General features: G+C 57.6%; 13 protein-coding genes. 1 reads left to right on the top strand and 12 read right to left on the bottom strand.

Going from position 1 to position 12,110, the window contains the following annotated elements; all coding sequences use genetic code 11:
- Window positions 1–84: 84 nt before the first annotated feature.
- The 9 genes from Q0Y09_RS06305 to Q0Y09_RS06265 all read right to left on the bottom strand — a co-directional run bounded on the left by Q0Y09_RS06305 (window position 85) and on the right by Q0Y09_RS06265 (window position 10,094).
- Complete coding sequence (locus Q0Y09_RS06305; RefSeq protein WP_297719260.1) at window positions 85–939, bottom strand: cache domain-containing protein; 855 nt, start codon at window positions 937–939, stop codon at window positions 85–87.
- Between the two features lie 150 nt (window positions 940–1,089).
- Window positions 1,090–1,716: a PilZ domain-containing protein gene (locus Q0Y09_RS06300; RefSeq protein WP_297719257.1), complete on the bottom strand. Its 627-nt coding sequence runs from the start codon at window positions 1,714–1,716 to the stop codon at window positions 1,090–1,092.
- A gap of 225 nt (window positions 1,717–1,941) precedes the next feature.
- The gene (locus Q0Y09_RS06295; RefSeq protein ID WP_297719254.1) at window positions 1,942–2,754 is read right to left on the bottom strand and encodes a hypothetical protein; all 813 of its coding nucleotides are present in this window, start codon (window positions 2,752–2,754) and stop codon (window positions 1,942–1,944) included.
- Between the two features lie 65 nt (window positions 2,755–2,819).
- Entirely contained in the window at window positions 2,820–4,679 is a 1,860-nt protein-coding gene (locus Q0Y09_RS06290; protein ID WP_297719251.1) for a cell division protein FtsA, read from the bottom strand.
- Between the two features lie 45 nt (window positions 4,680–4,724).
- Window positions 4,725–5,105: a response regulator gene (locus Q0Y09_RS06285; RefSeq protein ID WP_297719248.1), complete on the bottom strand. Its 381-nt coding sequence runs from the start codon at window positions 5,103–5,105 to the stop codon at window positions 4,725–4,727.
- The gene (locus Q0Y09_RS06280) at window positions 5,095–5,568 is read right to left on the bottom strand and encodes a hypothetical protein (protein ID WP_297719246.1); all 474 of its coding nucleotides are present in this window, start codon (window positions 5,566–5,568) and stop codon (window positions 5,095–5,097) included. The genes Q0Y09_RS06285 and Q0Y09_RS06280 overlap by 11 nt, the downstream gene beginning before the upstream one ends.
- Before the next feature lie 68 nt (window positions 5,569–5,636).
- Entirely contained in the window at window positions 5,637–7,253 is a 1,617-nt protein-coding gene (locus tag Q0Y09_RS06275; protein WP_297719242.1) for a FapA family protein, read from the bottom strand.
- A gap of 261 nt (window positions 7,254–7,514) precedes the next feature.
- Entirely contained in the window at window positions 7,515–9,290 is a 1,776-nt protein-coding gene (locus Q0Y09_RS06270; protein WP_297719240.1) for a methyl-accepting chemotaxis protein, read from the bottom strand.
- A 75-nt stretch (window positions 9,291–9,365) separates the two neighbouring features.
- A complete protein-coding gene (locus tag Q0Y09_RS06265; RefSeq protein ID WP_297719236.1) occupies window positions 9,366–10,094 on the bottom strand; it encodes a cell division ATP-binding protein FtsE in 729 nt (242 codons plus the stop codon).
- Between the two features lie 115 nt (window positions 10,095–10,209).
- On the opposite strand from Q0Y09_RS06265, the gene Q0Y09_RS06260 reads away from it, so the two are divergent.
- Window positions 10,210–11,067, top strand: a complete 858-nt coding sequence (locus Q0Y09_RS06260; protein ID WP_297719233.1) for a C39 family peptidase — start codon at window positions 10,210–10,212, stop codon at window positions 11,065–11,067.
- A gap of 44 nt (window positions 11,068–11,111) precedes the next feature.
- On the opposite strand, the gene Q0Y09_RS06255 is transcribed toward Q0Y09_RS06260, so the two are convergent.
- The 3 genes from Q0Y09_RS06255 to fliD all read right to left on the bottom strand — a co-directional run.
- On the bottom strand, window positions 11,112–11,501 hold the full coding sequence (locus tag Q0Y09_RS06255; RefSeq protein WP_297719230.1) for a hypothetical protein: 390 nt from the start codon (window positions 11,499–11,501) through the stop codon (window positions 11,112–11,114).
- A 6-nt stretch (window positions 11,502–11,507) separates the two neighbouring features.
- Window positions 11,508–11,879 carry a flagellar export chaperone FliS gene (gene fliS / locus Q0Y09_RS06250; protein WP_367184362.1) on the bottom strand — a complete coding sequence of 124 codons (372 nt, stop codon included), beginning with the start codon at window positions 11,877–11,879 and terminating at the stop codon, window positions 11,508–11,510.
- A 27-nt stretch (window positions 11,880–11,906) separates the two neighbouring features.
- The coding region (fliD, locus tag Q0Y09_RS06245) for a flagellar filament capping protein FliD (protein WP_297719223.1) at window positions 11,907–12,110 on the bottom strand (204 nt) is incomplete at its 5' end.

Genomic DNA, 12,110 nt, shown 5'->3' with positions numbered 1-12,110 from the left:
GTTAAAAACCGGAGAGGCGCCGCTGGCGCGACGCCTCTCCACTTTAAACTCAATATTTCCTACCAGGGGCTCTTTTTTGTGCTGTCAGCATAATCTGGGGCAGTTCAGCTTGATGGTAGCCGTCTGGATCTCAAGCACGGGCACAGAGATCATCCGGGCCAGCCGCAGTGTGATGAGGGAGGACACGACCAGCATCAGCAGGACGACCACAAAGGTAATGATAAGGCTCATGTCCAAAAATACCTTGAATTCACGGTGGCTGATCTCGACGCCCACGCTCCAGCCCTGTTCACCGCCAACCGGCGTGTAGCCAAAGCACTTGTTGTCCCCGTCAAAACGGTAAGAGGACACGCCGCTCTCTCCGGCGATCATTGACCTGTGGACCGCCGCCACCTGTTTCAGACTGGAGTCCGTCTCCGCCTGCTTGATGAAGTTGACGCCGTCCATCACATAGCTGGGGTCCGGATGCCCGATCACATTCCCCTTTGCGTCCAGAATGTATGCCTGCCCCTCTTCGCCTACGGTCAGCCCCTTGACAATATCGCTCAGGAACTCAGCATTCACACCGCCGTAGACAATACCGTCAAACCGTCCGTTTTTCAGAATGGGGACCTCCAGCAGGAAAATGGTCTGGTTGCCGTCATAAATGAGGTCGGAGATCACAGGCCGCAGGGTCTCTCTGCACTTCAAAAAGTAATCCGTGTCCCCATAATCGACTCCACCGTAGGCAATTCCACTTGCGTTCATCTTCCCGACGTACAGGAACCCGTTGCGGGATGCGATTTCCTCTGTGAACGCGATCAACTCCGGGTCTGTGGGCTGGGAATCCAGGAAGATCCCCAGAGAAGCGGCCTCCGTCAAAGGCGCCCAGTAATTATCCAGCCGCCACTTCACGGCTTGGGCCGTGATCCTGGAAACAGGCGCTACCGTAGTCTCCATGATCCTATCGATTCCTTTGACGTTCAGCAAAGATGTGATTACGCCGATTAGAACAGAATTGACCACAAGCAGCGCAAGCACAATCATTCTGATTTTGGATTTAATCGACTTCATGTCATTTCCCACTCCCACTCATTGATTCGATCCACGCTATTTCCCGCTGTAAAGCATACGCTCCACCTGGAACACAAAGCTCCTCAGCGCGGACTCATGCGCGCTCGACAGCTGTATAAACCGGCACCCATAAGCAAACAGCGTTTCGCCCCGTCGGCCTTTCTCCGGCTCTGCCCGCAGGATCTCCGCAGTGAGTGGGAGGTCCAGGCCGTCGCACCGGAACGTGAAATCCAGACGTTCGCCAGGCAGCGCGCGCAGACTGGTGACAAGGAGGACGCCCCCCGCGCTGATGTTGCGCAGCGTGGCCTGCGTTTCCTCTTCCGCATCATTCAGCCGGACGGAAACTACATCGAAAACCGGTACCTTCACGTCCTCCCGCCGCTGCATCTGCCGAATGCGGCGCAGAACATTGCAGCGATAGGAGCGCGTGATCCTGCCCTTTTTGACCAACGGGGAATGCAGCACCGCCAGACAGGTGACCATCCCCATGATCGGGTCTAAAAAGTCAACCTCCATCTGGGTGTTGACCGGATAATCGAACTCATACGGCACCTCCAGAAGCAGCCCGCCGTTCGGTCCGATTGACACCTGTGCCTCAACGGGGTCCCCTCCGCTCAGGCTGGGAAGTGCAGCTTTTTTACAATATTCAAATAACTGCGCCATAAAAGGCTCTCACCTCCCATTCCATGTGAAATCGGCTCCCATCGATCAGCCCGCAGACGCCCGTCCCCTCCATCTGTGGATCACAGACGGAGGATACAATATAATGCATATTTATTATCGACAGGACTCCCCCAAAAAATAAGAGTGCTGGAAAAGGATTCCGTTCATTCAGAGCAGTTTTCTCAGCCGCTCCGATGTCCCTGGCCATCCCGAAGCATTCCCGGATCAGCCCACTTCCTCAGCGACTCCCCGCTTTACGTCCAGCTTGTAGATGTGCGCCTTGTCGGCGGAGAGGAAATAGATGCCCGCGACCTCATTCGTCTCCGCCTTTCCATCGTCACGGTACACATTCAAACGGATGCAGGGGATGCCGTCTACCAGAACGGTCCCGTCTATTACATATATATTATATTCCTGCATAGACGTTCCCTCCAGGCCGAGCCTGGACGGTGACATGGAGCGCACATAGTCTGCCGCCTCCGAGATCGTCATCGCCTCCGGGACCGGCGGCTCCGTGATCTCGCCCGTCAGCGTCCCTGCGGTCACGATGCAGCAGCCCTGCGACCACGCCATCTGGATGGACATGACCTTGCCCTCCTCCGCGCCATTTCGGGCAAGATGAACAGAGCCCTCCTCGGCCTCATAGTCTGGCGCGTCCGTTTCTGCAAGCGTGTCGTCCACGATGCAAAAGCCGGTATCCGCCGTATCCATCAGCGCCGCGTATGCCTCGACCAGCGAGCCGGGGGCTTCAAGCCCTTCGTAGCGATATACAACGGCATCACTTGCGCTGGGCGCCTCCTCAGACTCCTCACCGTCCTGTGTCTCCTGCTTTACCGTTTCCCGATAAACGGCGATCTCCTCGTTCAAGACGGGAAGCGCGGCAACATCGACGCCGCCAATCCGATAACTTGTCGGAGGGTCAATTTCCTTTCTTTCCTCTGCGCCGTCGCCCCGGTCTTTCAGCAGAAATATGGCCGCGCAGGCTGCCCCGGCCAAAATGACCGCGGCAAGAATCACCATCAACTTTTTACGTTTCAAGAAGTCCTCCTTCGATTATCGTGGATCTCTGCTCCGCAGTCATGGCGGAGCAGCCCTTGTTCCTTTCATGTATAGCAGATCGTAACGGAATCCCCATCACGGATCATCTGTCGGAAGCCGCTCTCCACGCCGTTGACTTCCAGGCGCACAGGCCGCTCTATCTTCTCAAAATCCAGATCTGAGTACTGCAAAAGATCCATCAGATAATACGGCAGCCCACTCTCCTTCCCCGGCAGATGCAGCTCCTCGCCGTTGAACAGGATGTCGATCGGCTTTCCATGTTCCGTTGCCGGCGCAGGCGCCTGCCGCTCCTGGGGTTTCTCCTGTGGTTTCTCCACCGGTTCCCGTTTCAGCGTCAGAATAACGTCGCCCGTCCGCAGCGGCGTATCCAGCCCGGCTTTTTTGTTGTTCACCAGCACCTCACCGGCAAAATCAGCCCCCAGGACATCCGCCAGCCTTTTCGCCGCGTCGGCGCCTGGCCGCGCCGGGATGAAGCTGATCTGATCGCCGGCATGGACCACCGTGGTGAGCGCCGCTTCCGCTCCGTTGACCGACAATACCGCTGGTGCAAAGGGCTCGCCGCGCCAAACCATGTGCTTGCCGTCCAGAAGGACGTTCAGACTCTTCCCGGATTTCCCCAGCATATCCCCATAGGTATATCCGTTCATCAAAAGGATGTCCCGCAGGGTCAGCGTGCCGCTTCGGAACAGCTTGGCTGTCTTGCCGTTGAGCATCACCACATAGCTGTCATTCAGCAGCCCCAGTCCAGCGGAGATCGCAATGCCAAGCGGTGTGGCGTATTCGGGGTTTTCGATCTTCAGATCATCGGAAAAGGCGCTCTTCGCGTAGTTGTTTCCGGCGATTGCCACGCGTTTTTCATCCATATTCAGGCATCCGGCGATTTTCTCACGCAGCCCCAGCAGCTTACTTCCGCCGCCAGCCAGGAAAAGCGCAGACGGCGCGCCGCCGTTTACCGCAGCCACCTGTTCGCAGATCGCTTCCGCAAGGTGCTGCATCGGCTCCTCGATGGCGGCACAGATCTCCTCATGAGATTTCGTCGTCTCAATGCCCAAAATGTCCGTATATCGCAGGTCTTCGCCACTCGGAAGTTCCCGTTTGAGTGTCTCCGCCGTCTTGAAGTCCACCAAAAACGTCCGCATGAGCGTTTCCGTGATCTCATCGCCTGCCAGCGTCACCATCGTATAGCCAACCACGCTGCCGTCCCGACAGATGGCAATATCGGTGGTTCCGGCGCCGATGTCGACCAGCGCCAGATTCAAAAGGCGGAGCTCCGCCGGGATCGCCGCATTCATGGCGGCAATCGGCTCTAACGTCATGTTTGCCACCTGGAGACCCGCCGCACGCATGGCCGAATACAGGCTTTCCACCACTTCACCGGGCAAAAAGGTCGCCACCACGTCCGCCTCGACCAGCCTGCCCTTATGGCCCATCAGCGTAGAGAGCGGATAGCGGTCCAGGCGGTATTGTGCAACCGTATAGCCCACAAGGAAAAACTGTCTGCGGCTCTCCTCGTCCATCTGCATCGCGTCCTCAGCGGCAGACACTGCGCCGGCCTCCAGCTGACTGACCTGTTCCGCGCTGATCGTCTGCTCCCCGGTCAGCTCCAGGGCAAAGCTGCCGGTCTGCGTCCGCAGCGCCCGGCCTGCAGCGGCCACGCAGACCCGCTCCAGCCTGACGTCCAGGTTCCGCTCCAGACGTTCCGTCACAGCTTTGACCAGGTCCGCCACCTGCTGTATATTGTCGATCTGGCCGTCCAGCATGGCGCGTTTTTTGTGCTCCTCGGCTTCGACCGCAAGGACTTTGAACCGGTCCTCAACCGCTTTTCCAACCACGCCGACAACGCTTCGCGTACCGATGTCCAATGCAAAGATCAAATCGTTTCCCTGCGGCTTTCTCTCCGCCATACCGTTACAACTCCTTTTCCCGTCAAGCCGGCACGAAAACCTGCATTACTCCGTACCCTCTATCGCTTTGAACGCCCCTCGCAGTCCCTCTAAAAGCGCCTCTTTGGTAAAAGGCTTGAACAAAAATCCTTTCGCCCCCAGGGCGGCTGCCTGGTCGATAATATCATCGTAGGCCATCGAGGACACCATAAAGATCTCTGCATCAGGATGGCTCTTTTTCAGCCTTTCGCATGTTTCCAGGCCGTCCATGCCGGGCATCACGATATCAAGTGTGACCAGCTCCGGCTTGACCGTGTCATACTGCTCCAACGCTTCCTCCCCGCTCCGGCAGAAGGCCGCGATCTCTATTTCGCTGCCCTCCAGCATCTTCCGCATTTCTGCATATACGACACGGGAATCGTCCACAACCATGATTCTACGCTTCAACATTTATGCTCCTCCTCAGCAGGTCATTGATTGGTTTGGCCGACCAGGAAAATGCGGCCAGCTCCTGTTCATCACTGATAAAATACAGGGTGCTCAGCATTACCTGATCCTTCAGGCACATCAAGTCCGGATGCAGTTCATATCTCGTTGGATAGAACCTGGCGGTAGTATTCGTCGCCTTATACAGCTCAGAAAGAAACCTGCCGCACAGCACATTAAAAAATTCCATTGCATATTCCTGGATTTCATCACTGCTCAACTGGGAACCAGCCATATTCTGCGCCAGCCGGGAGAACATGCGTGGTTCCGCCAGAAACCTCAGCTCGATCTGATAATCCCCTTCTACAAAGCCGTAGATTGCCTCCAGCTTCCGGCTTTCCATCTCTTGTTCCTGCAGCTGGGCAAGTCGCAGATGAATGTCAGACATGACCTCCAAAATCTCGCAGACCAGTGTCTCAGCCATTTTTTTCTCCCATTCGTCTCTGCATAACGTTGCCAATGCGTCTTGTCCCCCCTCGTGCTGGGTCCTGCTCAGCTGATCTCTTTCAATTCTCCGGTTCTGATATCATACACGACCTTGCAGTACCGTCTGGTCTGCCTGGTGGACCAGCCCAGCTCCCCCACGGTCAGCGTGGTCCCCGGATAGACCATATCGCATTCCATGCGGCATTTCGCAATGTCGGCCTCCATGGGGGTGAGCTGCTCCTTATGCTTGTTCAGCTGCTGCTCCTTGATTCCCAGCACCGACCTGCGGATACGCGCCTTTGCGATCTTTCCGCTGCTGCCTTCCAGTCCCTGCTTGCTTTCCAGATAGGAAAGCTCCTTATCCAGCTGCTCCCGCTCCCGCTCCAGGACCCTCAGATCCTCCTGGATGTTTTGCAGCTCGCTTTGCACATATGGCAGGACTCCAAGCCTCAGTTCCGTTCGGCGTCCGGACTGCGCCCCGATCATGCGCGCCTGAATCAGGCGTGCGGCTGTCAGGGCCCCGCCGATCACGCTCCCCCTTCCGCTCATGACGCTGATGACGTCATCGCTGAAAATCTGAGCGTTCATGATGCAGTCGGCATAGATCCCTTTCGCCGCATACACCACACAATTCTCCAGATATTTGACGCGGACGGTCCCATGGCTTCTCAGGAGCGCCCGGTTGTCACCTACCACGCCCCTGGTAATGACGATGTCTCCGCCCGCTTCCACGGTTGCGGCCTCCACGATCCCGTCCACGGCAATCGAGCCGCTGGCACGCACCGTAAAATTCTCTCGGATGTCGCCGCAAACATGGACGTCCCCCGGAAAATCAATGTTTCCTGTGGAATAATCCACATCTCCCTTGACCTCCAGCACAGCGTGGACCTGGAAAGCGTCGTTTATAAATTCCAGGTGCCCCTCACGGGCGGCGATCAGCTTTTTTCCATCCTCCGCCAGTACGGTATTCGCGCCGGCTGGAACGTGGGCCGGCTTCACCGGTTTGGGTTCGATGATTTTTCCGTCTACCCGCACTCCGGGCGCGCCGGGCTGCGGCAGCTCAATGTCACAGATGACCGCGTCCTTCTCGATGAGCTGCACATAACTCCCGGCGCGATAATCCGCCACGCCGTTCTCATCCACCTTTACCTCTTTGGCAATCGTGCGGGGAAAACGCTCCGTGACGCTTCCGTTCTTCCCCTCCACCGGCGGCGTGCCGATTGCAATGGGGATCAGCTTGAAATACATCGGCTCCTGGAAAATGCTCACGACTGCCCCGGAATCGATTCCCGTGGTCACCCCACTCTGTGCAAGGGCTTTTCCCACAGATTCCCCAAGCATTTTCCCCTCCGGGCCGGCCGGCGGGAAGATAAAGCTCCAGGCCAGCATCTTGCTCCGTGCGAGATAGACCTGGCAGAACGCGTTGAGAGACTGTCCGCTGGCCTCTGCGCACTCCACCATCGCCAGCCTTTTTTTCGCGTCCTGTTCTAATTGCAGGGACAGCCGGACCCGCTCCCGCTCCAGCATCTGCTCATCCGTATGGAGGTCTTCCATCGTCTTTCCTGTAATCATGGAGACCTCCGGCGGCGAGTAGTCGCCGCTCCAGTGGTTCCACACCTCAAGCAGAGCGCCCTGCACCTTGATAACGTCATAGCCGCCATGTGGCGCGTCCGGTGCAGTCATCTGCTGTTCTGCGGCATGTTCTTCAGGCCGCGCTTCAACCTCTGCCTGCTCCGGTTCCGCAGGGGGTGGATTTCCGGAAATACTTCCGAAAATTTTGCTGAACAGCCCTTTCTTTCCCACAATTTTTCCCCCTTTCCAGATTTTTGTATTCATTGGTGGTCCCTTGAAACGCGCAAAGCCGGAGAGCGGTCATCCTTTCCACTCTCCGGCAGTCGCGGTCATGAACACATGAAGAAGCCTGTGCTATGTGTTCCCATTTCCTCAATACTTACTGAACGCAGACGCAAAACCGGAAGTGTCTCCAGCCTCCCCCGGAATCTCTCGATTGGCCGCTGTGGCAGAACTCCCGGCAGCGTAGCGGTCATCCATGGTCCGCAGCTTGAACTTGGCCATCAGGTCCTTCATCAGCGCGGCCTGACTGGACAGCTCCTCACTGGCGGCGGCAGATTCCTCGCTGGTCGCGGAGTTGGTCTGGACAACAGCGGAGATCTGATCGATGCCCTCGGTGACCTGGGCGATTGCCTCGGCCTCCTCCTCTGCGGCGCTGGAGATCTCCTGGATCAGGCCCAGGGTATGCTCCGCGGCCTCCACGGTCCGGCCAAGGGATTCGGACACCTGCTTGACGATGTTGTTGCCGTTCTGCACCGACGAGATGGAGCGATCGATCAGTTCCTTGGTCGCCTTTGCGGCCTCATCAGACTTTGTGGCGAGGTTGCGGACCTCATCTGCGACCACGGCAAAGCCCTTGCCCGCGCTTCCGGCCCGCGCCGCTTCCACAGCCGCGTTCAGCGCAAGGATGTTGGTCTGGAAGGCGATATTCTCGATCGTGGAGATAATTTTCCCGATTTCCTCGGATGCATCGGAAATATCCTGCATGGCGCAGACCATTTCCTCCATGTACTTGGCGCTCTCATCCACCCGGTCACCCGCAACCCTGGAGTACTCCATGGCGCTCTGGCTGTTTTCAGCATTCTTCTGTGCCTTGCTGGAGATCTCAGAGATGGTCGCAGACAGCTCTTCCACCGCACTGGCCTGCTCCGTCGCGCCCTGAGCAAGGGCCTGGGCGCCGGTAGACACCTGCTCGGAGCCGGCGGACACCTGCTCTGCGCTCAGGTCGATCTGAGCCAGCGTATCGCTGAGGTTGCTGTTGATCGTCCGGATGGACTCGAGGACGGGCTTCAGTCCGCCCACATAAATGCTCCTGTCCTTGCTCTTGATGTCGAAGTTGCCCTGGGCCATCTCCTCGAGCAGGTAGCACTCATCGTCCACCAGCGCCCGCAGGACCCGCTGGCTGGTTCTCAATGCCTCGCACATATCGCCCAGCTCGTTTTTGCTTTCAAATTCCACTTCGATGTCAAAGTTGCCCTCGCTGAAGCCCACCAGCGCATTCCGCACCTCTTCTGTCGGCGCTACAATGCTGTGGATCAATTTCAATGCCATTGTAATAACGCCGATGGTGGCGATCACCATGACCGCAATGATCACAACGACCATGATGATGTTATTTCGGCTCTGCTGTGTGACCGCGCTGTGTTGTGCGTTCGTCAGCGCGTCGTCGATCTGGATGGCCATGGAGGCCATGGCCTCCAGGCGGGGCGTACACTCGGCCTTGATGAGCCGGACAGCGTCATCGCCCCGTCCGGCATTGATGGCGTTGAAAATGCTCGGAAGCACCGCTTCCCATTCCTTCACCGCATTTATATAGTCGTTCAGGATCTGTTTGTCCGTGAGAGGATAAACTTTTTTCAGCTCCTCGAAATCCTTATTCATTGTATCCAGGACCTCTTCGGCGCGTTTTTGAAGGGCGGCATTCCCTGAGTCAGTCGGACGCAGGGCCATATCCCGCACATTCCGTGCCGCAATGTTGGCATTCACCCGGCAGGACGCAACCAGCTCGTTGGCCCGGACATTATAGTCAAGAATCTCATGGTAGGCGCCGCGCTGGAGGTTCATCATTGTGAGCGTAGCAAAAATAATGGCCAGCGAGACCGCAATGGTAATCGCGAATCCCAGAATCAGACTCTTTTTGATTTTCATGTTTTGAAGCATGGCTTCCCAGTTCCTCCTTTGTTGATTCCTCTATATAAATCGGGTATGTAATGCTATCTGCCTTTACATTACATCCCCGTATCTTCCCCTTTGTACGTCGCCAAAAACGCGGCCATCCACAAGTGTCACGACCCTTTTGCGCATGATGTTGACATATGCGCCGGCGTGGGTCGCCATGATGACCGTGCTACCCCTTCGGTTGACCTCCGTGAGCAGGTGAAAGATGTCCCAGATATTATCGTCGTCCAGGCTGGCGGTGATCTCATCCAGCACCAGGATGGGCGGGCTGTTGATGAGGGCTCTGGCCAGCTCCACCCGCCGGCACTCGCCGATGGACAGCTCCACGGGATAGCGTTTCTCTGCGCCCTTCATCCCGACAAGGCCCAGCACCTTTACCACCCGTGCGCCCACCTGACTCATGCTCTCAAAGCGCCCGCGCCCGATTCTGGCGGCCAGCATCAGGTTCTCCTCCACCGTCATTTTCCGGCCCAGGGAGCCCGTCTGCGTCACGATCCCAAACATTCCTCTGGCGCGATTGCCGCTCCAGCGCAGGAGCCGAGTCAGGTCCTTTCCATCCAGGTAGACGTTGCCGTGATCCGGTTTCAGCTCTCCGGTGATGAGCTTGAGCAGCGTACTTTTTCCCGCTCCGCTGCTCCCGGTCACAAAGACAAAGTCTCCCTGCTCAATGGTCAGGGTAACCTCAGCCACCCCGATTTCTGTTCGCTTTCCTCTCCCGCTGTGCTTATCCTGCTTGTAGTACTTGGTTACATTCTCCAACGCGATTGTGGGCATAATTGGCGCTCCTGTCTGTCGATATGCCTGAGCAAAATTGGCTCCTCTTGAAATCCCATCTGGTCTTGGTATAATAATACATGACCAATGGTTCCGAGGACAGGGGTGTGAACGAGTGAAACGAAAGAAACCTTTCCTGTGGCTGCTGCTGCTCGCCGTGCTCTGCATCGGCGGCGTAGAGCTTTGGGCCTGCTACCACTTTGCCCCTTCCCTCTTCCTGCAAATCACCCGCCCTGTCCGCCAGTGTATCCAGGCAGCCGCCTCCCTCGGCGGGCAGGCGGCGGACGGCATCTCCGCCTGGTGGGAGGAGCTCGTCGCGGAAAAAGAGACGCTGACAGAGGCCGACATGCAGATCGCCGGCGACCCGGCCATCCACACGGACATGCCCCTGTCCGACCCGGCCCTCACGGAGCTGAAATCGGCAGCCGGGCGCGACATCCTCACCGGCGGCACCGTGGAGGTCGTTTATTACAACCAGTCGGACGAGGTCTGGGCGGACCAGCCCTACGGCACGGACGACATTGGCCGGTACGGCTGTGGGCCCACCGCCATGGCGATGGTGGTCGCAAGCCTGACCGCCCACGACATCGATCCGGCCCAGATGGCGGAGCGCGCTTATGAAGATGGCTACTGGGCGAAAAGGAGCGGGTCGTACCTCTCCATCGTGAAGGGGCTCTCCGCAGCCTATGGCCTGACCGCCGCCCCCATCAAAGAGCGGACGCCGGAAGCCCTCCAGGAGGCTCTTCTCTCCGGAAATCTGGTGGTGGCCTTGATGGGTCCGGGGCACTTCACATCGGCAGGCCACTTCATTTTGCTGCGCGGGGTCACGCTCTCCGGCGCGCTTCTGGTGGCAGATCCCAACAGCACGGAACGCAGTCTCATGGAGTGGGCGCCGCAGCTGATTTTGGACGAGCTGTCCGCAAGCACCAGCAACGGCGCCCCTCTGTGGGCCATCTCTCATTCCGAGCCCTGACGCCGGACCTTCCGGATATCAGCCCGATCGGGCTGGTATCCGGTTTATTTTTTGTAGTGGGACTGGTCCTTCCCCAATTTGAGGCTGACCGCCTTGTCCAGCTCAAAGAGCTGTGTCAGCAGCCGGCGGTTGACCGCCACCTGTTCTGCAAGGGGGCGCTCCTCCGCCCGCTGAGCGGCTTCGCCGTTGAGCAGGCCGGCCAGCCGGGCGGAGTCCTCCGGCGGGAGGGCGTTTTTGCGCTCCTCCAGCGCCCGCCGCACATCGTGCAGCTTTTCAAAGGGCTCCGCGCGCATGCTCAGGATCAGCCGCATGGTCACCGGGTCGCCCCGGTCCACCGCCTCGGCCAGCTGTCTGGTCAGGTCCAGTCCTTCCACCAAAAGGGTATACATGCGCTTCTCCAGGGCCACCGAAGTCAGAATTACCGTTTCATCCATCGCTCACTACCTACCCGAGTCCCCAGTTTTCTGCGCCTCGCGGAACGCGTCCCGCAGCTCGCTCACCATTTTCTTGACCCGGCCCAGCGGCTCCGGATTCCGCCCGATCTTGGCCCGGCCCAGCTCATAGGTAAAATGCTCGTAGAGCTTTGTCAGGCCATGGCTGACCTCGTATTTCATATCAAGGGTATCATCCAAATATGTGATGATCTCAATTCCACGCTGCACGGACGCTTCAAAGGACTCAAACTCTTTCTTGTCCAAAGCGAGCTCGGCCTGTATCAGACGCTTGACCAGTTCATCATACAGCAGCAGAAGGAGCTCTCCCTTTGTCATGGTATTGATGCTCTGCGTTTTGTAGTTTTGGTACCCTCTCATATCCATGACTGGCAGTCACCACTTCCCTCAAAATCCACCCATCAGTCCACTAAGTGAGGAACTCTGGGCGTTCATCTGTGCGATCAGCTGCTCCAACTGAGAAAACTTGCTGGTGTAGCGATCCACCTGATCGGTCATCTTATCCGTCCACTTCTGGATCTGCGTTTCGAAGTTGTCGATCACCTTCTGCATGGTATTGGTGAGCAACGTGCTCGCAGCCTTGGGGGAACC

The organism is Intestinimonas sp. (assembly GCF_026169115.1).
Lineage (GTDB): Bacteria > Bacillota > Clostridia > Oscillospirales > Oscillospiraceae > Intestinimonas.
The sequence above is the reverse complement of the archived record's forward strand: the minus strand, read 5'-3'. Positions and strand labels throughout refer to the sequence as shown.